General features: G+C 37.3%; 24 protein-coding genes. 19 read left to right on the top strand and 5 right to left on the bottom strand.

Going from position 1 to position 24,801, the window contains the following annotated elements; genetic code table 11:
- Positions 1 to 10 precede the first annotated feature (10 nt).
- The 3 genes from JK139_RS02030 (at position 11) to JK139_RS02020 (ending at position 3,385) form a co-directional block, all read left to right on the top strand.
- Positions 11 to 1,069, top strand: a complete 1,059-nt coding sequence (locus JK139_RS02030) for a cytochrome-c peroxidase (protein WP_218330469.1) — start codon at positions 11 to 13, stop codon at positions 1,067 to 1,069.
- A gap of 83 nt (positions 1,070 to 1,152) precedes the next feature.
- Positions 1,153 to 2,655: a lipopolysaccharide biosynthesis protein gene (locus JK139_RS02025; protein ID WP_074419812.1), complete on the top strand. Its 1,503-nt coding sequence runs from the start codon at positions 1,153 to 1,155 to the stop codon at positions 2,653 to 2,655.
- Between the two features lie 64 nt (positions 2,656 to 2,719).
- Positions 2,720 to 3,385, top strand: a complete 666-nt coding sequence (locus JK139_RS02020; protein WP_317196285.1) for a lipoprotein signal peptidase — start codon at positions 2,720 to 2,722, stop codon at positions 3,383 to 3,385.
- 203 nt (positions 3,386 to 3,588) lie between these two features.
- Here JK139_RS02020 and JK139_RS02015 read toward each other — a convergent pair whose 3' ends face one another.
- The 4 genes from JK139_RS02015 to JK139_RS02000 all read right to left on the bottom strand — a co-directional run bounded on the left by JK139_RS02015 (position 3,589) and on the right by JK139_RS02000 (position 7,454).
- Positions 3,589 to 4,518, bottom strand: a complete 930-nt coding sequence (locus JK139_RS02015) for a hypothetical protein (RefSeq protein WP_218330467.1) — start codon at positions 4,516 to 4,518, stop codon at positions 3,589 to 3,591.
- Positions 4,519 to 4,558: 40 nt separating this feature from the next.
- The gene (locus tag JK139_RS02010) at positions 4,559 to 5,557 is read right to left on the bottom strand and encodes a 2-hydroxyacid dehydrogenase (RefSeq protein ID WP_218330466.1); all 999 of its coding nucleotides are present in this window, start codon (positions 5,555 to 5,557) and stop codon (positions 4,559 to 4,561) included.
- Between the two features lie 132 nt (positions 5,558 to 5,689).
- Complete coding sequence (locus JK139_RS02005) at positions 5,690 to 6,793, bottom strand: PA0069 family radical SAM protein (RefSeq protein ID WP_218330465.1); 1,104 nt, start codon at positions 6,791 to 6,793, stop codon at positions 5,690 to 5,692.
- A gap of 160 nt (positions 6,794 to 6,953) precedes the next feature.
- Positions 6,954 to 7,454, bottom strand: a complete 501-nt coding sequence (locus JK139_RS02000) for a LexA family protein (protein WP_074419597.1) — start codon at positions 7,452 to 7,454, stop codon at positions 6,954 to 6,956.
- A gap of 74 nt (positions 7,455 to 7,528) precedes the next feature.
- On the opposite strand from JK139_RS02000, the gene JK139_RS01995 reads away from it, so the two are divergent.
- The 16 genes from JK139_RS01995 (at position 7,529) to JK139_RS01920 (ending at position 24,454) form a co-directional block, all read left to right on the top strand.
- The gene (locus tag JK139_RS01995) at positions 7,529 to 8,107 is read left to right on the top strand and encodes a hypothetical protein (protein ID WP_218330464.1); all 579 of its coding nucleotides are present in this window, start codon (positions 7,529 to 7,531) and stop codon (positions 8,105 to 8,107) included.
- Between the two features lie 121 nt (positions 8,108 to 8,228).
- On the top strand, positions 8,229 to 9,584 hold the full coding sequence (locus JK139_RS01990; RefSeq protein ID WP_218330463.1) for a Y-family DNA polymerase: 1,356 nt from the start codon (positions 8,229 to 8,231) through the stop codon (positions 9,582 to 9,584).
- Positions 9,585 to 9,807: 223 nt separating this feature from the next.
- Positions 9,808 to 11,532: a hypothetical protein gene (locus tag JK139_RS01985; RefSeq protein ID WP_218330462.1), complete on the top strand. Its 1,725-nt coding sequence runs from the start codon at positions 9,808 to 9,810 to the stop codon at positions 11,530 to 11,532.
- Between the two features lie 62 nt (positions 11,533 to 11,594).
- Entirely contained in the window at positions 11,595 to 12,017 is a 423-nt protein-coding gene (locus tag JK139_RS01980; protein ID WP_074419555.1) for a hypothetical protein, read from the top strand.
- A 148-nt stretch (positions 12,018 to 12,165) separates the two neighbouring features.
- Positions 12,166 to 13,089, top strand: coding sequence for a hypothetical protein (locus tag JK139_RS01975; RefSeq protein ID WP_081298691.1), 924 nt, complete (start codon positions 12,166 to 12,168; stop codon positions 13,087 to 13,089).
- A 1-nt stretch (position 13,090) separates the two neighbouring features.
- Complete coding sequence (locus JK139_RS01970) at positions 13,091 to 13,660, top strand: hypothetical protein (RefSeq protein ID WP_074419553.1); 570 nt, start codon at positions 13,091 to 13,093, stop codon at positions 13,658 to 13,660.
- Between the two features lie 25 nt (positions 13,661 to 13,685).
- Positions 13,686 to 13,931: a hypothetical protein gene (locus JK139_RS01965; protein WP_218330461.1), complete on the top strand. Its 246-nt coding sequence runs from the start codon at positions 13,686 to 13,688 to the stop codon at positions 13,929 to 13,931.
- A 108-nt stretch (positions 13,932 to 14,039) separates the two neighbouring features.
- Positions 14,040 to 14,363 (top strand): DUF6973 domain-containing protein, encoded by a 324-nt coding sequence (locus JK139_RS01960; RefSeq protein ID WP_218330460.1) that lies wholly within the window; start codon positions 14,040 to 14,042, stop codon positions 14,361 to 14,363.
- 142 nt (positions 14,364 to 14,505) lie between these two features.
- Positions 14,506 to 14,826, top strand: coding sequence for a hypothetical protein (locus JK139_RS01955; RefSeq protein ID WP_218330459.1), 321 nt, complete (start codon positions 14,506 to 14,508; stop codon positions 14,824 to 14,826).
- A 218-nt stretch (positions 14,827 to 15,044) separates the two neighbouring features.
- The gene (locus JK139_RS01950; protein ID WP_075051728.1) at positions 15,045 to 15,863 is read left to right on the top strand and encodes an AraC family transcriptional regulator; all 819 of its coding nucleotides are present in this window, start codon (positions 15,045 to 15,047) and stop codon (positions 15,861 to 15,863) included.
- A gap of 191 nt (positions 15,864 to 16,054) precedes the next feature.
- Positions 16,055 to 17,548, top strand: coding sequence for a multicopper oxidase family protein (locus JK139_RS01945; RefSeq protein WP_074418632.1), 1,494 nt, complete (start codon positions 16,055 to 16,057; stop codon positions 17,546 to 17,548).
- A gap of 16 nt (positions 17,549 to 17,564) precedes the next feature.
- Positions 17,565 to 17,999 carry a DoxX family protein gene (locus JK139_RS01940; RefSeq protein ID WP_074418633.1) on the top strand — a complete coding sequence of 145 codons (435 nt, stop codon included), beginning with the start codon at positions 17,565 to 17,567 and terminating at the stop codon, positions 17,997 to 17,999.
- The gene (locus JK139_RS01935; protein WP_075051729.1) at positions 17,990 to 18,763 is read left to right on the top strand and encodes a sulfite exporter TauE/SafE family protein; all 774 of its coding nucleotides are present in this window, start codon (positions 17,990 to 17,992) and stop codon (positions 18,761 to 18,763) included. Before JK139_RS01940 ends, JK139_RS01935 begins: the two co-directional genes overlap by 10 nt.
- Before the next feature lie 27 nt (positions 18,764 to 18,790).
- The gene (locus tag JK139_RS01930; protein ID WP_075051730.1) at positions 18,791 to 20,161 is read left to right on the top strand and encodes a TolC family protein; all 1,371 of its coding nucleotides are present in this window, start codon (positions 18,791 to 18,793) and stop codon (positions 20,159 to 20,161) included.
- 9 nt (positions 20,162 to 20,170) lie between these two features.
- Complete coding sequence (locus tag JK139_RS01925) at positions 20,171 to 23,341, top strand: efflux RND transporter permease subunit (RefSeq protein WP_218330458.1); 3,171 nt, start codon at positions 20,171 to 20,173, stop codon at positions 23,339 to 23,341.
- 12 nt (positions 23,342 to 23,353) lie between these two features.
- The gene (locus JK139_RS01920; protein ID WP_218330457.1) at positions 23,354 to 24,454 is read left to right on the top strand and encodes an efflux RND transporter periplasmic adaptor subunit; all 1,101 of its coding nucleotides are present in this window, start codon (positions 23,354 to 23,356) and stop codon (positions 24,452 to 24,454) included.
- Here the strand turns inward: JK139_RS01920 and JK139_RS01915 are convergent.
- A partial coding sequence (locus JK139_RS01915) for a transposase (protein WP_218330456.1) occupies positions 24,401 to 24,801 on the bottom strand: 401 nt, incomplete at its 5' end. The genes JK139_RS01920 and JK139_RS01915 overlap by 54 nt on opposite strands.

Here is a 24,801-nt window from a genome sequence, read left to right as displayed (position 1 = left end):
TGTAAAGTAAATGAAGTGGCAAATAACCATATTAACCATTATATTGTTTGTTGTATTTGCAACCGGTTTTACCATTTATAGCAGTAAGCCTACACCGTTGGTATTTAAAATACCACCCGGATGGCCGCAGCCTGTGTATAATTTTAAAGAAAACCCTTTAACCGTCCAGGGTTTTGAATTGGGTAGAAAATTATTTTATGATGGAAGATTGAGTAAGGATGGTAATTTTCCCTGTGCCGGTTGCCACCAACAGTTTGCAGCATTTGCTACTTACGATCATAATTTAAGTCATGGCTATGATAATTCACTTACTACCCGGAATGCCCCTGCATTGCAAAACTTAGCCTGGCAAAAAGCATTCATGTGGGATGGGGGTATTAATCATTTAGATGCACAGCCACTGGCGCCTATTACTGCACCGAATGAAATGGCAGAAAGTATAGAAAATATTATTAAAAAATTAAATTCCGATCCTGAATATCCGGTTCTGTTTAAACAAGCATTTGGCAGTAAAGAAATTAATACTAAGCGTATTATGCAGGCGTTGAGTCAGTTTGAGTTAATGCTGGTGAGCAGCAACAGTAAATATGATAAAGTAATGCGTGGTGAAGCTCATTTTAATTTACCCGAAAGTTTAGGCCATGCTATTTTTAAACAAAAATGTGCGAGTTGTCATAAAGAACCTTTGTTTACCGACTTTTCTTATCGCAATACCGGACTGCCGGCAGATGATGTGCTGCAGGATATGGGCCGTATGAAAATTACCGGTAATCCGGCCGATTCATTGAAGTTTAAAGTGCCCAGCCTGCGCAATGTGGCTGTTACCCAGCCTTATGGGCATGACGGACGTTTCTTTTTTCTAATTAATGTATTTGATCATTACCGAAAATCAATGATAGTAGGCCCCACTACGGATAGTTTATTACGGAACAAACTGCCTTTATCGAATTATGAAATTGGACAATTAACCGCTTTTTTATATACATTAACGGATAGTTCATTTTTAAAAGATCCGCGATTTGCTCCTCCCGGATACACCATTACACCTCCTTTTATGCATGTGCATTAAATGGAACTGTTAAACTATTTGCTAAACCTTTGTGCTTACTGTAATCGATTCGTTATTTTAGCGCCCAATAAAAAGGATTACTATTGAGCAGTATCAAAAAATTAGCCGGACAAACCATGTGGTATGGGGTAAGTTCTATTGCCGCAAGGTTTATCAACTATCTTTTAACCCCGCTATTAACCTATGGACTGGCCAAAACCAGCGATTATGGAAAAATGGGATTAATTTATGCGGCTATTCCCATTTTAAATGTGTTATTTACTTATGGTTTTGAAACGGCATATTTTCGTTTTTCTTCGAAAGATGAAAACAAAGCCATTATTTATGATACCGCAGCATTATCGATCTTCTTTTCAACCATTTTATTTTCAGTAATACTTTGGATGAATCAGTCTGTTTTAGGAAATGTAACAGGGTTAAGTGGCTTTCCGGCGATTGTTCAACTAAGTATCATTGTAATCAGTTTAGATGCATTATCTACCATTCCATTTGCCAAATTGCGTCAGGAAGAAAGGCCATTGAAATTTGCATTTGTAAAAATCAGTGGCATTGTATTGAATATTTTAATTACCTGGTTTTTTATAGTGTATTGTCCGCAACAAATGCAGCATCCTAAAGGAAGTTGGGTAGTGTTGGTATTTAATCCTGAAACCAATCCTATAGTATATGTTGTATTTGCCAATGTGGTACAATCGGCAGTAACATTGCTGTTGTTGTCAAAAGAGATTGTTAAAATACAATTTAAGTTTAATGTTCGGTTGTGGAAACAAATGATGATATATGCCATGCCGTTAGTGATTGCAGGCATGGGTGGAATGATTAATGAAACCTTTGATAGATTAATGTTGCGTTGGTGGTTACCCGGTAGTGAAACATTTAGAGAAGAACAGGTGGGTATTTACAATGCCTGCTATAAATTATCGATTTTAATCACCTTGTTTATTCAGGCTTTTAGAATGGGTGCAGAACCATTTTTTTTTAAACAGGCCGAAAGCGAAAATCCGCAAAAGGTATATGCCCGGGTAATGAAATTTTTTGTAATCATTATTTCTGTAATGTTTTTAGTGGTAGCACTGTATTTGCCGGTATGGAAACATTTTATCGGTCCTAAGTATTGGGCAGGATTAAAAGTAGTACCCATTTTATTGTTTGCCAATATGTTTTTGGGCATTTATTATAACCTCAGTATTTGGTATAAGGTTACCAATAAAACCATGGCCGGTGCCTGGATAACATTAGCCGGCGCAGCCATCACTATTCTAATTAATTACATTTTTATTCCACATTATAGTTTTATGGCCTGTGCCTGGGCAACTTTTACCTGTTACGGAAGTATGATGATTATTAGTTATGTGTGGGGACAAAAAAAATATCGGGTGCCTTATGCCTGGAAGAAATTAATGGCATATATGGTGATTGCCGTTTTATTGTTTTTTCTGCATAACAGCATAACGGCATATATTACCAAAACTTTATTCAGCTATACTTTTGCCACTGCATTATTACTTGCTTTTGTTGTTTTTGTGTTAAGAATAGAACGCAGAGAAATGCAAAAGCTGCCAGTTATTGGCAAATGGATAGCTTAAGTAAATGTATCATTTACCATCACAGAGTCAATTCTTATATCTTTGTCGCTTTAAAATAAAATCAGTGAAAGCTAAACAAGTCATTATTCTGATAGCCGCCATCATTCTGGCCGATCAGGCTTTGAAATTTTATATAAAACTGCATTATTATGCGGGTGAGGAACACAATGTAATTGGTAGTTGGTTTCGCTTGCATTTTGTTGAAAATGAGGGAATGGCTTGGGGATGGAAATTTGGTGGAGGGTTTGGAAAAATTATTTTAACTTTATTTAGATTGGTTGCAGTAGTGTGGGGTACTTTTTTATTAAGAGATTTTATCAAAAAACAATACCATAATGGTTTTATAATTTGTGCAGTATTAATTTATGCCGGTGCATTGGGTAATTTGATTGATAGTATGTTTTATGGGCTGATATTTGATAACAGCGATGTGTTTTCACAAAATGTATCAAAATTAGTGCCTTTCGGTTCAGGCTATGCTCATTTTTTACATGGCAGAGTAGTAGATATGTTGTACTTCCCATTGGTAGATACCTATTATCCCAAATGGTTCCCGGTATGGGGGGGGGAACGGTTTGAATTTTTTGAACCGGTATTTAATATTGCCGATGCTTCTATTTCGGTAGGTGTGATTATTTTGCTGCTTTTTCAAAATAAATTTTTCAACAAGAAACAGGATGCCCAGCAAAATGCTGCTGCAACCGAAGAAGTAAAACCATTCCGAAATTAAATCTAAAATGGTTACTGAAAAACAAACAGTTTATAGTACCAGTTTTCTGCTCTGGAAGGGTTTGAAGGTATCAATTAAATCTTGCGACAATTGTTTTAGTACAATAGTATCATTCATTGAAAAGAGGCAGTATCATTTTTAATTTACTTTCCATTGTGTAATGGTTGAATTATAGGGCATTACTGTGGTACTGCCGGGTACTTCTATAGCAATAAGCCCATCTCCTTTCGCATAATAAAAATAAGAGGTTTGTGCTGTAGCATATAGTTAATGGTAGGTGGTACCAGTGCCTGTATATCTAATTGCACTTTAATAACATTGGTAAAATTATTGCCATTATAGCTGGCTGTTAAACCACTGCCTAACAGTGTAAAATGGTATTTTACTTTTATAGATTGGCTGCCTACTTTTGCTGTAACAATGGGTGAGTCCCAACTGGTTCCTGTCGGTACACCTGCTTTTAAAAAAGGATATTCTACTGGTCCTGATGAACTATCAGGATATATCAATCCATAAGTATAATAAGTATTGCCGCTTCTTCTGTATAGCGATGTATCGCCCAAACGGTCTGTAAAAACGGCATACGATTGCCCTGTATTGGTAACAGTGGCTACAATAGGAAGTACATGGGTAGAAATGGTATCATTTAACTGGCTGTCGCTGTACGTCCAGTAACTGCCAACGGTGGTGGGAAAATAGTTGCCTATTACTGATGTGTTGTAGGGTATGGTAAACTGGCAAACCGAACTGCCAAAAGTAACGGTGAAATTAGCATCAATAGGTAAAATAGGTTTGCCATAACCTTTTAACTTAATAGTTTGGGTACCGGTTGATAAAACAATAGACGAATCATAAAACCAAAAGCCATTTACGGTATCAGTAAAAATATAATATTTACCCGGCGAAATAATATTGGCTGTAACCACAATATAATTGCTATCTGTTAACACACTATCTACCAGGTAAGTACCATTTACATATACATTTTGGCAATTACCGGCCGTATCTTGCAGAGAGCCAATAGCGGTACCACTGTATCCTTTTCCGGTTTCAAAACTATACTCTTTGGTACATGCCATAAAAATAAAGAGTACGGTTATAAATGCCAAGCTATATTTCAGTAGTGCCTTCATGCGGTAAAATTAATGGTAAAGGTTAATGTATTGATAGTATTTATACTAATAACGCTGTTTGGTTCGTAAAATTTTTATGGTGCAATAATGCATCTACATTGGTTAAAGTAATATGGCTAATTTCTTCCAATGCTTCTTTTGTAAAAAACGCCTGATGTGCTGTTACCAATACATTTGGGAAAGCCATTAAACGTTGCAATGTATCATCGGTAATGATGTTTTCTGAGAGATCACGAAAAAATATATTTTCTTCCTGTTCATATACATCAATGCCTAAATAACCCAGGTGTTGTTGTTTTAGGGCTGCAATTACAGCATCTGTATCAATTAATCCGCCACGACTGGTATTAATTAACATGGCGCCTTTTTTCATCATTTGCAAAGTTGTCATGTTAATGAGGTGATGTGTTTGTGGCGTAAGCGGGCAGTGTAGTGAAATAATATCTGACTGTTCAAACACCTGAGCCAATGGCAGGTACGTTATGCCCATAGTAGCCAGTTTTGGGTTGGTTTGTATATCATAAGCCAGTACCCGGCAACCCATGCCCGTCATAATGGTGCAAAAAGCAGCTCCAATATGTCCTGTTCCAATTACCCCTACTGTTTTTTCTTTCATGGTAAAGCCAAGCAATCCGTTAATCGAAAAATTTTGTTCACGTACCCTGTTATAGGCTTTATGTGTTTTTCTGTTTAAGGTAAGAATCATGGCCAATGCATGTTCTGCCACTGCTTCAGGCGAATAGGCCGGTACCCTGCATACGCGTATTTGGTGTGCTTTTGCTGCTTCTAAATCAACGTTATTAAATCCGGTACAGCGCAGTGCAATTACTTTTACGCCTTTTTGTGCCAGAACTGCTATTACTGCTGCATTTACCTTATCGTTTACAAACACACAAATGGCATCGGTGGGTTCTAAAGCCTGCACAATGTGTGGACCTAAATGCGTTTCAAAAAAAGTATATTCAAAACCATAATGGGTATTTCCTTTTATGAAAAATTCTTTATCGTAAGGTTGTGTAGAGAAAAAAGTAATTTTCATTCGGCTTTGTTTTTATAGAATGGATGCAAAAATGATGCTATTTATTTTCAGTATAAAGATAACGGTAGCTATTCAGACAATGGCCAAATGTGGAAAAACGGATATATCTTTTTGATAATTTCATGCCCAATCTTAAAATAAAGTACCCTGTGTACCGGGCCTGTTGAAATGTTGGGTGGATAAATGCCATTTTTCTGCATTCAGTCCATATTTGTGGTTGTAGGTGTTAAATTGCTGTTGCACCAAGGCAGCAATGGGGCCTTCGCCCCGCATTCTAATACCCCACCGGCTGTCATTTACTTTACCGCCATGTGCCTGTTCTATTAAATGCCACACTTTATTGGCCCTGTCGGAAAAATTTTTAAATAGCCAGTCATGAAATAGCGTGGCTATTGCACCATTCAGGCGTATAAATGTATAGGCCGAAAAGCTGGCACCTGCTGCTGCTGCCCGTTCCATAATACTTTGCATTTCGTGTTCATTTAAGCCGGGTATCATTGGCCCCAGCATTACACCCGCCCGTATGCCGGCCTTGCTCAATGTTTCAATAATACGCAAACGCTGCATCGCAGTAGTAGTTCGTGGCTCCATTACGCTGCGCAGTTGTTCGTTGAGTGAGGTAATGCTCACCAATACACTCACTAAATTTTTAGCAGCCATATTTTTTAAAATATCAATATCGCGCAGTATGGCAGCGTTTTTGGTAATAATGCCTACCGGCTGGTTAAAAGCCTGGCAAACCTGTAGCAATTGCCGGGTAAGTTTAAATTTTTGTTCAGCCGGCTGGTAACAGTCGGTATTGCCGCTGAGTGAAATGGGCTGGCATTGCCAACCGGGTTTCATTAAAAATTTGCGTAACAGTTCGGGGGCATTTTGTTTCACCAATATTTTACTTTCAAAATCAATACCTGCGCTGTAGCCCCAATATTCATGCACATTACGGGCATAGCAGTAAATACAGCCATGTTCGCAACCCTGGTACGGATTCATACTGTACCACATACCCACATCGGGACTATCTACTTTGTTTACAATACCGGTTGACTGTGTTATCATGTATTGTGTAGCACTGCCTGTTATTTCCCAATCGTCTATGGCCTCAACATGTAATTTTTCTGTATTATTTTGTAAAAAATGGTTGGGCGTGTTTATTTGGGCGCCCCTGCCTTTTAGGTACTGTATGGCTGCCCCTTTTTTTGCCGGTGCAGGATGTTGATTGGGGTTATTATTTATCATACTTTTTAGTTTAAATAGTTGAATGAATCGCATTTCAGATAACTACCGTTCATTACGTCAGCTGATATACGTTAGTATTTGTGTGTGCGCTTTGTGTTGTTGCCGTACAAGTGTGCGACGCAACAACAGCTACATGGTAAAGCAGTAGCCGGCTACAATATTAATAATGAATGCCTTTTTTGTTATTGCTGTTTGTTTTGCCAACAGTGCCACCCGATAATAACCCCTTTTCTAAAATATGAATAACGCAGGTAACTACACCCCATATGTACTGCTCACTAAATTCGGTAATTTCAATAGAGGCGTAACGACTGTTTTCGGCCAGTAAGGTAGCATGGTTAAAGTTTAACTGCAGCCTCCGCACCAATAGCTCACCGTTCACCACGGCTGCAATTATTTTACCTGAGGCTATAGCAACGCTTCGGTCAACAATTAATACATCGCCACTATGAATGCCGGCCTCCGTCATGGCATCACCGTTCATACGGAAAAAAAAGGTAGCCGGTTTGTTCATAATCAGTTGTTCATTCAGGTCAATACCCCGTTCCATATAATCATCGGCTGCAGCGCTAAGACCATTGGCATTGGCAGTAGGTACCTGGTGTTGGGTAAAGTCTTTACTGCCCCGGTAGGCAGGTGTGTACGCTATATTATCTATCATAAAATATATTTTGCAGTTAACTAAATTATTTAGCAATTTTATGCTAAATTTGTTGGTATAAAAAAATTTGTTTTATGGATGTCGTTCATTTACCTGTAGCCCCTGTGGGCACCCTTCAACAAACGGTGTATCAGTACAGTTTGTGTGTTGTATTACCTGATTGTATTACCCAGATGCTGTTGCAGCAGCAGGCGTTTTTTACGGCGCAATATGGATATGTATGCAGTACGCCCCGTTTAATCATGGCGAGTTTTAAAGCCGATGAAGCTTTAGAAGACACATTGTTGCGTTACCTGCATCGTATTGCAGGCATACTGCGGTCGTTGCCCTTAACCTTTAACAATTACAGTGGTATGCCTGAACATAGCGTGTATGTGCGGCTGCAAGAGTATATGGCTTTTGGGCAATGGGTACAGGCATTACAGCCCATAGCCAATTATATTTTGGATAATGGCTTTCCAAAAATGCAAATCATACAGCGCCCCCATATACCTCTTGCTGCAGCATTGCCACCCAATGTGTATCGCAAAGCCATAACCCATTATGCACAACAGGTATTTTATGCTGCTTTTACGGCAACAGAATGGGTTTTATTAAAATACAAACCCAATTACGGCAATCAGGTACCGCTATGTAAATTTCATTTGTTATAATTTATGGTACCGGCGGTGGTACTTCGTGGCATCGCCGGTTGCGTCGCAATCACTTCATCGTTCCGGGCAATGGGTATCGGGTGTTTGTTTATTTTATTATTCCGTTTGTTTTTATTGTGGTATGAATACAATGCAAGCCAATAATGTAATGCCTGAAACTTCGGCAGCCAATAATTTAAAAAGCATTCATACATGGTATGCCATTGTTGATTGCAATAGTTTTTATTGCAGTTTCGAACGTTTGTTTCGGCCCGATTTATGGAACCGGCCTGTAGTAGTGCTTAGCAATAACGATGGTTGTATTATTAGTAGAACCGATGAAGCTAAGCGGCTGGGGGTAGAAATGGCCGGCCCTTATTTTAAAGCCAAACCATTGATTGAACAATATGGGGTAACCACTTTTTCATCTAACTACAATTTATATGGCGATATGAGTAAGCGGGTAATGGATACCCTACGCTTTTTGGTGGGCGAACTAAATACGGAAGTGTATTCGGTAGATGAGGCTTTTTTAGCCTTATCGGGTTGGAGGACTACCGATTATAAAGCATTGGCTTTGCACATACGGAAAACAGTAGAGCGGTGGACGGGTATTTCAGTATCGGTGGGTATTGCCCCTACTAAAGTGCTGAGTAAAATGGCCAACCATATAGCCAAAAAAAATAAACAAGCCACCCAATGTGTGTATGTGTTAGACACGCCTCAAGTGATACAGCAGGCACTGGCACAAACACCGGTAGGCGATATTTGGGGTATTGGCCGCCGTTATGCCGAAAAGTTGAACAGTTTTGGTATTTATGATGCGCTGCAACTAAGCCTTATGCCCGAAAATTGGGTACGCAAACAGTTGGGTGGGGTTGTGGGTGCCCGGTTATTAAAAGAGCTAAATGGCGAACCGGCTATTGGGCTGGGCGATGAATTGGTTACCAAAAAAATGATTGCTACTACCCGCATGTTTGGTGTACCTGTTACAGCATTACAGCAGGTAAAAGAGGCAGTGGCAACTTATATAGCCCGTGCTGCCGAAAAGTTGCGCCGACAAAAAAGTGTGGCATCGGTTATTACTGTATTTATGGTATATAAGGCTGAGCAGTTACCGGGTGCCCATTTTAGGCATGGTTCTTCGGTAAGTGCTTCAGTGGTATTGCCCAATGCTACTGCTAATACAAATGAGCTAATAAAGCCTGCTTTACAATTAGCCGGGCAGTTGTATGCACCCGGCAAAATATACAAGAAAGCAGGGGTGCTGTTAAGTGGTATTATACCAGCTGAAGCCCCACCCGGCAATTTATTTGTACCGGCAACCGGTAATGCCAATGGTAAATTAATGGAGGTAATGGATAATATTAATGGAAGTATGCGGAATGATGTGTTGCATTTTGCGGCCGGTGGAACCGGCCGCAATTGGAAAATGCGCCAGGAACTGCGCAGCCCCCGCTATACCTCCCGCTGGAAAGAATTGCCAGAGGTACGCTAAAGCTACAACCGTCGGAACCTATGGAACATCCATTCATTTCATAGTGTAGGAGTTCCATACTGCTTCGATACCTATTCGACTCAACAGCGTTGCGCAATGCTGTTGAGTCGTAGTTGCCCGGATAAAGGTTGGTTATTGGGTAGAAAAAACTTAAAAAAATATAAAAATAATTTTATTTCTATTAAAATTTAATTATTTTTAACATAACTAAAATCAATTTACTATGAAAGTATTGATTACCCCTCCCTCCCCGCAGCATTTGCGAAACACGCAATTAGTCAAAAATGTTACCAATAGGGCTTACAAATGGTGTAGCAATTGTTATCTTTTTATGCTTTTTATCATGGTTAGTTTTTTGTTTGGTTGCCGCAAATATGACAGTTTGCCCAATATAAAAAGCCCCAATTATGCGCAATTACAACAACAGTTTTTTAATACCGGTACTACAGCGGACATTGCCATAAAAAAATTAGCTGCTGATATTAGAAGGCAGGATAGTATGTTTCATTTTTTACCTGCGTTTGTAAGGAAAAATGGGATACCGAGATGGGACAAAGTAATATATAGCAGCAATCATTCTAACTCAGGTAATCAATTATCTACTTATGGGGTTAATGCAACAGGTAACACTGTAAAATACACGCAAAGTAATAAAACCGAAGGCAGTCAGGGCATATTTTTTATACCATTACAAGCGCAAAATACTAATACCATACAGTCATACATAGTGGCTTATAAACACAATGATAGTTTATATACTTACCGGTTGTATAATCGGGATTCATTAAATGCAATCAGACCAAAAACTTCAATTGCAAAAAATAATTTATTAAATACGCAGGCAGTTTTTGGTTATTTTGAGCAAACGGTAAATAATCGGGATGGAATTACTATTGAATCACCTGTATCGGGCAAAATAAAAAATGTGGAGATAGCATTTCATGCTACAAGGAATAACAGCGCCAATAGCACGCAATCATTGAACGGAACAATGGTGGGTGGTGGTTGTGAAATGAGCATAGAAGTTACGATTTCGTATTCATTAGAAGTTACCCTTGATGGGAATACAATATACATTACAGAAAGTTACTCTGTAACTTTAACCATCATTATTGATTGTACAGGTGGTGGAAGTTGTAATTGTACAACACCCAAGGATAATATTATAGATGGTGTTGGTGGCACCGGAAATACTAATGGTAATTGGTGGGATTATGGAACGGGGTATCCTTATTTTCCCTGGAATCCGGGTGGAGGAATAATTGGTGGCGGCCCCACTGAACCCGATTGGAGTTGGTGGTGGACGGGTGGGGGTGCATCAAATTATGATTTTAAAACAGTTTTTGATAATTATTCGGGCGATGAAGATAACAATACACAAGGCGATTATGATAATACGCCATATATTGAATATGATCCTAATTCGCAAAGTTGGCCCACTATTTCAAATGTTATACCTGTAAGTGAATTCGTTGGGTGGGGTACACCAGGTATAAGAAGAAATTGTATGGATTATGCAAAAGCACAAATTTCTAAAATGGGGTATAAAATTTCAAATTATTCAGATCCAGGTCAAACTATTCAAATTTATACAGCAGCAAATGGCGTAAATATTAGTGCAGCCAAAAACGGTGTTGGGTATTTATTGTCAGCACTTCAAAGAGGAATACCTGTTATAGTAGGTGTTGATGATAAACCAGGATCCTCTAATCCAAATACTGATAATACAACAGATCATTTTGTAGTAATAATCGGTGCAGGTTCAGATTCTAAAGGTAAATATTTCACTTTTTTTGATAATGCCTCTGGAAATCCTAATCAAGGAGCTAATCCAGAAAATAAACTTTACTATAATGAATTAACTGGACTTATCAAAGGGAAATCACAAACTGATTATGCAAGTGGATTGAATGATTACATTGTTACAATGATAAGAAAAAGTAAATAATTTTAACGTAGAGTTGAATACTACAGTCAACTTCCTGTTTATTTATATTAAAATAATTATTTATGAAGTTTATCTTTATTATAATTGGTTTCTTAATTTCAGTTTATACCATGGGGCAATGTGTAAGTGATATAAAGTTAGATACTGCAATTTTTTATAAACATTTAAAAAAAAATGATACTATTTATTTTAAAGCAATTTATTATTCGTTAGGGAAAATTTCTCAAAAAAATATCTTGAAGAAATTAGAATCAAAAAAAGTTATTCATTCAAAAGATTATAAAACTGCTATTTCTTTTATTCCGTTAGGAAGCAATAATTTACTCTATTTGCCATATAAAGACAATGATTATTGTATATATAATGTGTTGTATGAAGAACAAAACAAGGGCAAAATAATTTGTATTCGTGCTGTATTGATTTCCGATTTACCATTTTTTAATAAAAAGCCTTTTTTTTTAATAGACAGGATTTGGTTTGATTAGAAAAATTTATATTATATAAATATTATATTTCATTTAAATATATATATTTTCAGAGGGATACACTAAGTTCAACATTGTTAAAAGCTGCCTTAGTGATATAGCATTTTATGTTCCAAAGAACAATAGCACGCAATCATTGAATGGAACAATGGCGAGTGTTAGTTGTGAAATGAGCATAGAAGTTACGATTTCGTATTCATTAGAAGTTACCCTTGATGGGAATACAATATACATTACAGAAAGTTACTCTGTAACTTTAACCATCATTATTGATTGTACAGGTGGTGGAAGTTGTAATTGTACAACACCCAAGGATAATATTATAGATGGTGTTGGTGGCACCGGAAATACTAATGGTAATTGGTGGGATTATGGAACGGGGTATCCTTATTTTCCCTGGAATCCGGGTGGAGGAATAATTGGTGGCGGCCCCACTGAACCCGATTGGAGTTGGTGGTGGACGGGTGGGGGTGGCGGTTCTTACATCCCATCTTACAACGACTATGCTGTGCCGCCATTTACGTGGACTTTCATAGGTGACGATGGAACTAGTTTCAATGACCCTGACCCATTAAACGAACCTGATTTTCAATTTGACCCAGCCGATAATTATGAAACTAATTACCCGAGATTTACTGATATGGTAAAGAATCTAAAAACGTTCGTAAAAAATAATCCAAAGGTTTTAAATGCATTACAAACGTATTCAGGCTTTAGTAAACAAAAAATTCTGAATCATTTAACCATTGGACAAGGACCAACTATCAAAGTTGAAGAAATGACTGGTAGATTCGGTTTTTACAATAAAAATAATGGTAATAAAACTCTCCACATTAGGGCAAGCTATGTACGTGGGCTTGAACAAGCATACTTGCAAAGTACACAGGAAGCTACTGCTTTTTTGTTAGCTGTAACAATATTGCATGAATATATACACCTCGGAACAACACAAAATAACATTAGCGAAGGCGTCTATGATTTTGGTTACGGTTTCGAAAGAGATGCTTTTAACGTTATTGTTGATGATGATAATGCAGGTACCGTAGTCCTTAAATTTAGTCAATACTTTTAATATGAGAATGATTCTAATTTTAGTCATTTTTATACTCTGCATCATCGGTTGCAAAGTGAGTTCCAAGGAAACCTTTTACGAATTGGTAAATGACAATTTTTTGCAGTTGGTCGATACGGCTGCATATAGAACAGGGCGTTTAATTCAAATCCCCAACGATACATTAAATGAACTTAAGTTAGAAAATCTCTGTATAGAAATTGATACGACTTTAGGTATGCCTACTGAACTTTCCTCGTCAATTCAAAATATGTTACGCAGTGAAAAAATAACTGATTTTGAAAAACTCTTTTTGGACGGAGCAGACTTGAGTATAGATAAAATAGAGTTAACAAAGTTAAAAAAGACAGGAAGATTTAACTTATTTACTGTTGAACAAATAAACAAAAACCGTTGTAGTAAAATGGTTGGTAAGATAAGATTTTACAGACCTTTCGTTTCAAATGACAGAGCAATTATTACTTTAACAATTTCTGAATCATCAAAGGCAGGATATACTAAGGTGTATTTATTTAACAAACAAAACGGCAAGTGGAAAAATATTAAAGTTTTAGAAATTGAAAGGTGGTAAAGTACTGCCTACAAAAAAAGTATTTATGCAATTCAGGCAAACGAGAAAAATCACAGTCCATATTTTCAATCAGCAACTGCCCACCACTCCACCCACAGGAAGGGGAAGTTGTAATTGTGCAACACCCAAGGATAATATTATAGATGGTGTTGGTGGCACCGGAAATACCAATGGCAATTGGTGGGATTATGGAACAGGTTATCCTTATTTTCCCTGGAATCCGGGTGGAGGAATAATTGGTGGCGGCCCCACTGAACCTGATTGGAGTTAGTGGTGGACGGGCGGGGGTGGCGGTGGGGGATATGATCCCGATTTTGATCCTTCAAATTATCCTGAAACATTTGAAATCCTTCAATTTGAAAATGATTATCGCAATCAAATGTCAACACAGGAATTGCAAATTTTTGATAACTTGTCAAGAATAAATCAATTGCAATATTTGTATAATGCCAAATATGCATTAGATAAAGCACAGGACTTGTATCAAAACTCTGTACACAATGGAAATGGGGACACATTTAGACACGCATTGTTCAGTGGGTTGAATGCAAAAGTTTTAGGAGTTGCTTTAGCTAAGCAACTAGGGGATGCACATGAACTTATACCTAATAACCCTTTACTGGAAAATCAAATGGACTTGTTTAACAATTGTATCAAGTTGGTAGAGACCAATTTGTTTACTTACAAACTCAAGGTCAAGTAGGACATTTTTTTAAAGAAGCATTAGTAATCAACCTTATGCAAAAAGTCCAAAACGGTGAACTGCGAAGACTTGACCCATTAGATGCAAATAGTCAGATAATACCTGGAGTTACACAATTAGTTCCAACAAATTAATAAATTATATGAAGAAGCTTATTCCTATAGGTTTTACAATAATTGCATTAAATTATGGATGTAACCAAAATGAATTTACGACATTTCGTTTGAGCAACTTAAAGGATACATCATTTTATTTTCAATCTAAATTGCTGCATCCAACTTTATTGGAAATATCAATCAGCGGATATAGTGATAATCCGTTTGTAATAAATAACATCAAATTGGAAGGTGGAAAGATTGACACATTGTTAAAAATGGACTGGTATGGTGATACGGTTATCATTAATTTCAAGCGTTATAAAGCTGCTGCGGGTAATTTGACTTTCAATTGTAGAACGTATTGACAGTACTGCCTACAATAACTAAGGCTTCGTTGTGTGCGTAGCGCTAACAATGAAGCCGCCTGTTGAACGAAACCGATAAATTATCCGGGTGTTTATTGATTATGGAGTTATCTTTTTGCTACCTTGTTGCAGTGTTTGAAAATCGGGGGGTATTATTTTTTTCAATTTTTGGTCATTGCTGAGTGATAGACAATGATAGCCCGATTATAATAATATTTATGACATTTCAAATCAACATAAAAGATAAAAGTGAAACAGACAAGTTAATTAAGATCACACTGTTTAAGAAGGAGATTAGGAAAACTGAACCACACAAACACAATAATTATTTTGAAATCATTTACCTTTCAAAAGGTAGCGGCACGCATGCTATTGATTATACCAAATACAAAGTACAGCCACCCGTTATCTTCTTTGTGCGCAAGGAACAGGTGCATTATTGGGACTTACGCACGGTGCCTGAAGGGTATGTATTAATTTTAAAAAAAGGTTTTATAGATAAGAGCCTTGATGTAGAACTGAAAGCATTATTGACTAAAGTAAGCAGTTTTTCTAGTTTGCAGGTAAAAGATACCAGCACCATTAATCAACTCTTTCAGTTGCTCACCAAAGAAAACGATACAACAAATGAAAACCGATTTCCTGTTGTGGAAGGACTGCTAAAAGCCCTGTTAGCAAAAATATTAGAAGTGGCTAAGCCACTTATTAATAACGTGAAAGTAAAGGCAGATATCTTTCAATCATTCATGGAACTACTCTCGCAAAACAAGGAAATAAAAAACAATGTAGCATACTATGCAGGCTTGTTAAATACAACTCCGCAAAACCTTAATGCAGTCTGCCGCAAAGCTGTAAATCAGTCCGCAGCAGAAGTACTTGCAGAACACATAATCAGTGAAGCTAAACGCTTATTAATTTATACCGATAATACCGTTTCTGAAATCTCCTTTACCTTAGACTTTAACGACCCTTCTCATTTCGTTAAATATTTCAAACGTTATACTGGGTATACCCCACAGACTTTTCGAAGCCAGTAACCCCAGTGCCACAGTATTTTCAAATATACCATACTTAATTAATTTCATGTACCATCTTTGTTAAGGGATAAATTGTTTTTCACACCCTAAAAATCATAATGAACAATACTTTAAAATATTTATTTTACTTGTATTGTCTGCGGTAAGCAATTCATTTCTTAGTTGGCTTGACTAATTTAAAAAATTAAGTTATGGATCGTAGAAAATTTATTAAATCAGCCGGGTTAGCAATACCCATTGCAAGTAATTTGCCAATGAGTAGTTTAGTATTTAGTGAACCTAGTAGCCACAACTTTTCGTCAGAAGCAAAGGATGTAACACTACAGGATGAAAAAGCAGATTATACAATTCATATCGGCACAGGTTTGGTAGAGGTAGGCACACAGCATATTATTTCTACAACCACATACAATGGAGAGTTTCCAGGTCCTTTATTGCGCTTTAAAGAAGGGCAAAAGGCAATAGTAGATATTTATAATGATACTGATACACCTGAACAATTGCATTGGCATGGACAGTTTTTGCCTACTGATGTTGATGGTGCTGCAGAAGAAGGCACCCCTTATATCCCTGCTCATGGGATGCGCCGCGAAGTTTTTGTACCAACACCAGCCGGTTTTAGGTTTTATCATACGCACTTGGTAGCTGGAGCTAATTTAAATGTCGGGCAATACTCCGGGCAGGTGGGCCCTGTTTATATTGAACCAAAAAATGAACCTGGCAATTATGATCGTGAAGCATTTATTATACTTAAGGAGTTTGAGCCTTACTTTATGCGGGGCGGCGATATGGCTATGGATTTCCTCACTGGTGAATCAATTCCCAATTTAGCAGCCATACAGGAAAAAGCCGAAAAGGAATCTCCAATTAAAACAAAAGGGTATGAAGTTGGGTATAATATTTTTACTATCAATGGCCATCAGCTCGGTCATGGTGAGCCTATTCGTGTTAAGGAGGGCGAAAGAGTACTATTCCATATACTTAATGGGAGTGCCACTGAAATCAGAAGCCTTGCATTGCCAGGTCATAGTTTTAAAGTGGTGGCTTTGGACGGGAACCCGGTACCAAATCCACGACAAGTTCCTGTGTTATGGCTGGGTACCGCTGAGCGAATATCTGCAATTGTAGAGATGAGAAATCCTGGTATATGGGTTATGGGCGATTTGTCTGATGATGACAGAAGTAACGGTATGGGTATTGTGATAGAATATGCAAACCATACAGGGAAACCACAATGGAAAACACCGGCACCATTTAAATGGGATTATACAATTTTTGGGAATGATCGTGGAATAGTAAGTCCGCCTGATGAGGTAATAAATTTGTTGTTTGCTAAACAAAATGCTGCTGAAAATGGGTTTAATAGATGGACTATAAACGGTGTTGCTTTTAACATGATGGATATGTCGCCTATGTTTCATCTGCAACAAGGGAAGCGGTATCGTTTGCACATGCGAAATGCTTCAGATGATATTCATCCGATGCATCTACACCGGCATAGTTTCGAGATTACAAGAATTGGAGGTAAGTCAACAAAAGGTATTATAAAAGATGTTGTTATGTTGGGTGGTTTTCAAGAAATGCATCTTGATTTTACAGCAGATAATCCGGGATTAACTTTAATGCATTGCCATATGCAACTTCATATGGATTTTGGTTTTATGTGTTTGTTTAATTACAAATAAAATAAATTTTATAATTATGTTTTATAAAATCATTCATTCAGATAATGCAACAACTACAATTATTATCAGGTTAATGGTGGGAACAGTATTTCTTTCGGAAGGGATACAGAAATTTTTATATGCAGATGCTTTGGGCGCAGGCCGTTTCGCAAAAATAGGTTTACCCAATCCTGATTTTTTAGGTCCGTTTGTGGGCAGTTTCGAAATAATTTGCGGCACACTGGTTTTAATAGGTCTGTTTACAAGGTTGGCAGCTATTCCTTTACTCATTATCATGTTCGTTTCAATTGCAACTACAAAAGCAGAACTTTTACACAATAATGGCTTCTGGTCAATGTTGCATGATAGCCGTACAGACTGGTCAATGTTTTTGGGAAATATTTTCTTAATCATCAAAGGAGGTGGCAAATGGTCGATAGATAAACAAATTGAAAAACAAAAATGGAAATGATTATTTTATCAGTAGCTGCATTTATAGTAGCTATACTTACTTTTTTTTCCGGGTTTGGTTTAGGTACTATCCTTACCCCAGTATTTATGATTTTCTTTCCGGTAGAGGTAGCTATTACATTAGTTGGAATAGTTCATTTTTTCAATAATATTCTTATCGCAGGAATGGTTGGTAAAAGTGCAGATAAAACAGTTTTGATTCGATTTGGTATCCCTGCAACACTTGCATCATTAGCAGGTGCATGGCTCCTGATGAATATTTCAAATCTTCCTGACCTTTATTCCTATACTATTTGTGAAAAAATATTTGAGGTAAAGCCTGTAAAATTAATCATTGCAAGTTTGCTTATCGGCTTTGCACTGTTCAACATTATCCCATCTTTAAAGGCCATCCAGTTTAGCAGAAACAAGCTGCCAATTGGTGGTTTACTAAGTGGTTTTTTTGGCGGACTTTCCGGCCTTCTGGGAGCATTAAGAAGCGCTTTTTTAATTAAATCAGGCTTAACAAAAGAAGCATTCATTGCATCTGCGGCAGTCTTATCTGTTTTTGTAGATACCACAAGGCTTTCTGTATACGCAACGAGATTTTCAGAAACCAGCCTCCATGAAAATTTGAGTTATGTTAATGCAGCAACATTTGCTGCATTAACTGGTTCGTTAATTGGTAAAAGAATTCTTAAAAAAATTACCCTAAAGTTTATACAGGTAACAATAGCTATTATGCTTTTTCTTATTGCCATTGCTTTGGGTGCAGGACTTCTTTAATAATTAAAATAAATTTAAATATATATAATGAAATTATATAAAAGTGTAAAAATTAGTTATTGTTTGCTATTACTGCTGCTGCACCTTGAAGGGTTTGCACAGCAACCACAAACAACACTGCCGCAATTGTTGCAATTGGCAGAAAAAAACTATCCTTTACTCAAATCGAAAATCTTGGATGTTAAAGCTGCCCAAGAAGGTATAAATATAAGCAAGAATACTTTGATTCCTTCTATAGATGCATCCTACCAAGTAGACTATGCCACTTACAATAATATTACCGGTATGGCATATCCGCAATTTATTATGCCTATCAGTGGGCCGCCATCTTCCTCGAATAATATGAATGGTGTATTTGGGAGTGCTACAAGCCTTTTGCTTAATTGGCAGCCCATCACATTCGGTCAGCGAAAAGCTCAGATTGATTTTGCTAAAGCAGGCTTGCAATACGCCAATGCTGATGCCGAAAATGAAATATTTCAACACAAAATAAAAGTAATCGATGCCTATCTTGATGTAATAACGGCTGCAGAGTTGGTAAAAGTGTATCAGAATAATTTACAAAGAACAGAGGTAAATCTACAGGCAGTTCGATCGCTTGTTGTAAATGGTATAAGGCCTGGTGTTGATACCGAATTATTCAAGGCCGAAAATTCAAAATCAAAAGTTGAATTACTGAACAGTCAAAAATACAAAGAACAAACCCTCATCTATTTAACACAGCTACTTGCAACAGATAATTATGTTACTGTTGCCGATACTTTTTTCTTTTCCAAACTTCCTGTCACAAATTTTAGTGCCGATTCAGTTAAAAATCCACTGATTCATTTATACAACTCCAATATTGCTATCGGTTTTGCCCGTAAGAAGGTACTTTCAAAAACTACTATGCCAACCTTGGGCACATGGAGTACACTTTATGCAAGAGGTTCTGGTGTTGCATACAATGGTACGGTAAAAGCTGCAGAAGGCTTGGGTTTTCAAAGTATAAATTACGGTATAGGTTTACAGATAAGCTTACCGCTTTTACAATCTGCAAGAATTCGACCACAGTTGCAGCAACAGGACTTTCTGATACAATCAAATCAGGAAAAACTTAACGAAATTCAATTGCAATTGAAAAAACAAAATGCATTGGCAGATACTTCTCTCAATAGTGCATTTGCCATTGCAAAAGAAAGCCCTTTGTTTTTAGAATCTGCCAGGTTTTCATACAATTCTATGCAATCCCGTTACCAGTCTGGCCTTGCTACAATTTCAGATTTTATGCAGGCCCAATATGCTTTGATAAAGGCAGAAATAGATTATAAGCTTTCATACATGAGCGTTTGGAAAGCTTTCTTATATAAAGCAGCTGTGAATGGAGACATTAACTTATTTATCAATCAGGCTAACTAAAAACAAATTATGAATTTACTAAAAGGAGCATTGCAAAAACCCGTTACTATTGTAGTAGTTATATTAGCTATCCTGTTTTTTTCATATTTGGCTATTAAAAAAATGAGGGTCGATATTTTCCCTCAGTTAGGATTGCCAACTGTTTATGTGGCTCAACCTTATGGCGGATTATCACCAGAACAAATGGAAGGTTTTGTTACTTCTTATTACGAATATCATTTTTTATACGTAACCGGTGTTAAGTTTGTAGAATCGAAATCTATTCAGGGAGCAGCGCTCATTAAAATACAATTTAATGAAGGCACTGATATGAGCCAGGCAATGGCAGAAGTGGTAGGTTATGTAAATAGGGCAAAAGCCTTCATGCCACCAGGAACCGTGCCGCCATTTATTACCCGTTTTGATGCGGGAAGTGTGCCGGTTGGAGAATTGGTCTTTACTTCTAAAACCAGAACATTAGGTGAGATATCTGATCTTGCACTTTTCAGGGTACGGCCTATGTTTGCTACGCTTCCGGGAGTATCTGCCCCACCTCCTTTTGGTGGCAATCAGAAAACAGTTATAGTAAATGTTGATCCAAATAAAGTAAGGGAATATAATCTTTCACCTGATGAGATAGTTCAGGCATTAGCAAAAGCAAATAGCATTACACCTGCTGGTAATATAAGAGAGGGAGACAAAACTTTAATTACGTCTCAGAATGCAGTTGTCAATAATGTGCAGGAATTGGCAAATGTGCCCATTAGGATAGGCGCAGGGCCAACTGTTTACATTCGGGATATTTCCAGTGTAAATATTGGTTCAGATATAACTACAAGTTATGCTTTGGTAAATGGCAAACGTTCCGTTTACATCCCTGTTACCAAACGCTCAGACGCTTCTACCTGGGATGTGGTTCAAAGAGTAAAAGCGGCTCTGCCAGATATGCAGGCAGCAGTACCCAGCGATATTAAAGTGGCTTCTGAATTTGACCAGTCTGGTTATGTAATCAACTCAGTAAAGAGTCTTTCATTTGAAGGTGCTCTTGGAGCCGTACTAACAGGGTTGATGGTATTATTTTTTTTAGGCGACCAAAGAAGTGCCTTAATTGTTGTGTTAACTATTCCGATGTCAATTTTGTCAGCGATTATATTGTTGAACTTGTTTGGTCAAACTATCAATATAATGACGTTGGGAGGGTTGGCGTTAGCTGTTGGTATTCTGGTGGATGAGGGAACGGTGACAATTGAAAATATTCATCGGCATTTGGAGATGGGTAAATCTAAAGGTAAAGCTATTCTTGATGGTTGCAGGGAAATTTTTATTCCCAAACTGCTAATTCTGCTTTGCATTCTTTCAGTATTTGTACCATCCCTTTTTATGAGTGGGGTTCCTGAAGGAATGTTCCTTCCTTTGTCGTTGTCAGTTGGCTTTGCGATGATTTCCTCATTTCTTATTTCAAATACAATTATTCCCGTATTCTCAAATTGGATATTAAAAGGCAATCAGTTTAATCATTCAGGCAGCCACAGAGAAAGTCGCTTTGAAATATTTCGCCATAAGTATATTGTTTGGCTGGAACAATTTATTAAAGGAGCAAAATGGAAATCCATGGCTTATGTTTTAGGTTCAATGGTTTTAGTAGTAATCTTATTTTCATTAATAGGTACGGATATATTTCCAAAAGTAGATGCAGGGCAGGCACAAGTTAGGTTGAGAATGCCAACCGGAACCCGAATAGAACGAACTGAAAGTGCTACACAAAAACTTTTGCATTTAGCAGATAGTATAACAAAAGGGAATATAGAAGCTAGTTCTGCTTTTATTGGCACACAACCTTCTAGTTTTCCAATTAACCTTGTTTACTTATGGACAAGCGGCCCGCAGGAATCTGTAATTAAATTCAACCTTAATAAAGAGGCAGGTATTGGTATTGAAAATTTTAAAGAACAAATGAGAGAAGCAGTGCACCAATCACTTCCTGATGCAACAATATCTTTTGAGCCAGGTGATTTAGTAGAGCAAGTTTTAAACTTAGGTTCCAGTAACCCAATTGAAATTGCAGTATTGGGCAGAGATCTTTCTCAATCAAGAGTAATTGCGGAAAAATTAAACAATAAATTGAAAAGTATTACTTATTTAAGAGATGTTCAAATTGCAACACCATTAGATTACCCGGAAATTAAAATAGACATTGATAGAGTGAAAGCAGGCCAATTAGGGTTAACTGTTGATCAAATCAGCAAATCAACAGTGGCAGCCACTTCATCAAGCCGATTTACGCAACCCAATTATTGGTTAGATAAAAGTTCGGGGATAGCTTATCAGGTGCAGATAGAATACCCGCAATACAAAATAAACAGTAATGAACAACTGGGACTGGTACCTGTTTCGGGCAATATTGGTAACCCTGTTTATTTAAGAGATGCTGCCTCTATGCAAAGAATTACTACACCAGGTGAATATGACCGCATTAATCAGCAACGCTTCATTACTATTACTGCCAATATTCATAATAAAGACTTAGGTACAGCCCTTAAAGAAGTAAATGTTAAAATAGCCTCTTTAAGTCAGCTTCCACAAGGTGTAAAAATAATGCTAAGGGGCCAATCAGAATTACTCCATGAAACCATGAGTGAACTACAATCGGGGTTATTGATTGCTATTATAGTAATTTTTTTAATGTTAGCCGTAAACTTTCAGTCATTTAAACTTTCACTTACTATTCTTTCCATCATACCAACAGTAGTAGCGGGATCTATATTGTTGTTATTGTTAACTGGAAAAACATTAAACATACAATCCTATATGGGTACTATTATGGCTGTTGGTGTAGCAGTAGCCAACGCAATTTTGTTTGTTACAAATGCAGAACTCCATCGTAAACGAGATTTTTCATCCGGCTTTACTATCAGTGCTACGTTTAACCGCTTGCGACCTATATTAATGACAAATATTGCTATGATTGCCGGGATGATACCTATGTCTTTGGGTATAGGAGAAGGTGGCGATCAGTCTGCCCCTTTGGCAATAGCAGTAATAGGAGGCTTGATATTCTCTGCTGTTAGTACACTCATATTCTTACCAATGATATATTCTTATGTAGTTGGGAATCAACCTTACAAAAATCCTTCGTTTGACCCCGAAGACGAGAATAGTATTTACTATGAAGCAGGCAATACAAATAATTCATCTTTATAAACCAGCATTAGCATGAAAAATATTAAAGGCATATTGATTTTTACCATTGCAATTTTTGCACTTGCAATGGGTTGTAAAAACAAAGAAAACAGATTACAAATGCCAACAGCTACAACAGATTCAGTTGCAGCTTTTATTTTGAAAAAAGAAACCTTCAACAAGGAAGTTTCCTTCCCCGGCGAATTTCTTCCATTAGAGAAGGCCGAAATATATACTAAAGTACCCGGTTATATTAAAACCCTGAAAGTAGATATTGGAGATTGGGTTCAGGAAGGACAAGTTTTAGCGGTTTTGGAAGCACCTGAAATAATTGCCAATTATGCACAAAATCATTCGGATGTTCAAACAGCACGGTCAAAATATATGGGAAGTTTGGATGCATACAATCGTACCTTGAATGCAGCAAAAGTAGAGGGTACAATTGCAGCAGGGGAAATAGAAAGAATCAAAAGTCAGATGTTGGCAGATAGTGCCACATTAGAAGCTGCAAAATACAGGCTTAATGCTTATGCACAATTAAAAAATTACCTGATAATTCGTGCTCCCTTCAACGGTATAGTAACCCAACGAAATGTTGATCCCGGCACATTGGTGGGAACAGGAAATACCAATCCTATTTTGATAGTAGAAAATAATAGTATCCTTCGTTTACGCTTGCCCGTACCGGAGGCTTATGTCTCAGCTAACGTAGAAGGCGCTTCTGTTAAGTTTACAGTCGATGCTTATCCAGATGTTTTATTCAAGGCTAAACTATCCAGAAAATCAGGTGCTTTAAATCTTACTAATAGAACGGAAATCTGGGAATTTCTTTATGTAAACAAAGAAAATCAATTAAAACCAGGCATGTTTGCAAATGCTATCTTAACATTTTACAGGTCAACGCCTTCTTTTATGGTACCTTCTACTGCAATTGTAACCAATCAGGAAAAACGTTTTGTTATCCAGTTGAAAGATGGGAAAACAGAATGGGTGGAAGTTCGCAATGGGATTTCTGTGGGAAATAAAACGGAAATTTTCGGTAACTTATCGGAAGGTGATACTTTATTAGTTAGTCAACCCTCAAAAAGTAATTTTCAATGTTCGATTAAAAATATTGTTGCAATAAAAATTTAAAAGTTGCAAAAATTTGAGTGCCCAAAAAGCAAGTTGCTCTTTCCATTTGTTCATCATTCGTTTAAAATTGATGGCTGATGCTGCTAACATTACATTGATGGCATCCCCAACTGTTCCCTTCAGATAATTTCTTGCCATTCGGTAATCGTGTTTTAGATGACCAATCACCGGTTCTATTGCGGCTCTGCGACTGTGTCTTTTTCTTTTCGTTGCTGTAATGTTTTTATCAGGCTTTGGCGTGTGCAATGTTGTATTGTTAATCATCTTCGGACCTCGGTAACCTCTGTCTAAAAAAATATTCTTGGGTTCTTTATTCATCAATCTTTCATATTGCTGTATTGCTGCCG

It is taken from the genome of Hydrotalea lipotrueae (assembly GCF_019249625.1).
Taxonomy (GTDB): domain Bacteria; phylum Bacteroidota; class Bacteroidia; order Chitinophagales; family Chitinophagaceae; genus Hydrotalea; species Hydrotalea flava.
Note: the sequence above shows the minus strand (reverse complement) of the source record. Positions and strands in the feature narration are given on the sequence as shown.

What these genes read in the sequence shown, in the direction of transcription:
- JK139_RS01955 (WP_218330459.1), top strand. Translation starts at nt 14,506, where the DNA reads ATGAAGAAGCTTATTCCTATAGGTTTTACAATAATTGCATTAAATTAT.
- JK139_RS02005 (WP_218330465.1), bottom strand. Translation starts at nt 6,793, where the DNA reads ATGATAAATAATAACCCCAATCAACATCCTGCACCGGCAAAAAAAGGG.
- JK139_RS01945 (WP_074418632.1), top strand. Translation starts at nt 16,055, where the DNA reads ATGGATCGTAGAAAATTTATTAAATCAGCCGGGTTAGCAATACCCATT.
- JK139_RS01965 (WP_218330461.1), top strand. Translation starts at nt 13,686, where the DNA reads ATGCAATTCAGGCAAACGAGAAAAATCACAGTCCATATTTTCAATCAG.
- JK139_RS01960 (WP_218330460.1), top strand. Translation starts at nt 14,040, where the DNA reads ATGTCAACACAGGAATTGCAAATTTTTGATAACTTGTCAAGAATAAAT.
- JK139_RS01940 (WP_074418633.1), top strand. Translation starts at nt 17,565, where the DNA reads ATGTTTTATAAAATCATTCATTCAGATAATGCAACAACTACAATTATT.
- JK139_RS02030 (WP_218330469.1), top strand. Translation starts at nt 11, where the DNA reads ATGAAGTGGCAAATAACCATATTAACCATTATATTGTTTGTTGTATTT.
- JK139_RS02000 (WP_074419597.1), bottom strand. Translation starts at nt 7,454, where the DNA reads ATGATAGATAATATAGCGTACACACCTGCCTACCGGGGCAGTAAAGAC.
- JK139_RS02015 (WP_218330467.1), bottom strand. Translation starts at nt 4,518, where the DNA reads ATGAAGGCACTACTGAAATATAGCTTGGCATTTATAACCGTACTCTTT.
- JK139_RS01970 (WP_074419553.1), top strand. Translation starts at nt 13,091, where the DNA reads ATGAGAATGATTCTAATTTTAGTCATTTTTATACTCTGCATCATCGGT.
- JK139_RS02010 (WP_218330466.1), bottom strand. Translation starts at nt 5,557, where the DNA reads ATGAAAATTACTTTTTTCTCTACACAACCTTACGATAAAGAATTTTTC.
- JK139_RS01920 (WP_218330457.1), top strand. Translation starts at nt 23,354, where the DNA reads ATGAAAAATATTAAAGGCATATTGATTTTTACCATTGCAATTTTTGCA.
- JK139_RS01935 (WP_075051729.1), top strand. Translation starts at nt 17,990, where the DNA reads ATGGAAATGATTATTTTATCAGTAGCTGCATTTATAGTAGCTATACTT.
- JK139_RS01975 (WP_081298691.1), top strand. Translation starts at nt 12,166, where the DNA reads ATGGCGAGTGTTAGTTGTGAAATGAGCATAGAAGTTACGATTTCGTAT.
- JK139_RS01950 (WP_075051728.1), top strand. Translation starts at nt 15,045, where the DNA reads ATGACATTTCAAATCAACATAAAAGATAAAAGTGAAACAGACAAGTTA.
- JK139_RS01930 (WP_075051730.1), top strand. Translation starts at nt 18,791, where the DNA reads ATGAAATTATATAAAAGTGTAAAAATTAGTTATTGTTTGCTATTACTG.
- JK139_RS01925 (WP_218330458.1), top strand. Translation starts at nt 20,171, where the DNA reads ATGAATTTACTAAAAGGAGCATTGCAAAAACCCGTTACTATTGTAGTA.
- JK139_RS01990 (WP_218330463.1), top strand. Translation starts at nt 8,229, where the DNA reads ATGAATACAATGCAAGCCAATAATGTAATGCCTGAAACTTCGGCAGCC.
- JK139_RS01995 (WP_218330464.1), top strand. Translation starts at nt 7,529, where the DNA reads ATGGATGTCGTTCATTTACCTGTAGCCCCTGTGGGCACCCTTCAACAA.
- JK139_RS01980 (WP_074419555.1), top strand. Translation starts at nt 11,595, where the DNA reads ATGAAGTTTATCTTTATTATAATTGGTTTCTTAATTTCAGTTTATACC.
- JK139_RS01985 (WP_218330462.1), top strand. Translation starts at nt 9,808, where the DNA reads ATGAAAGTATTGATTACCCCTCCCTCCCCGCAGCATTTGCGAAACACG.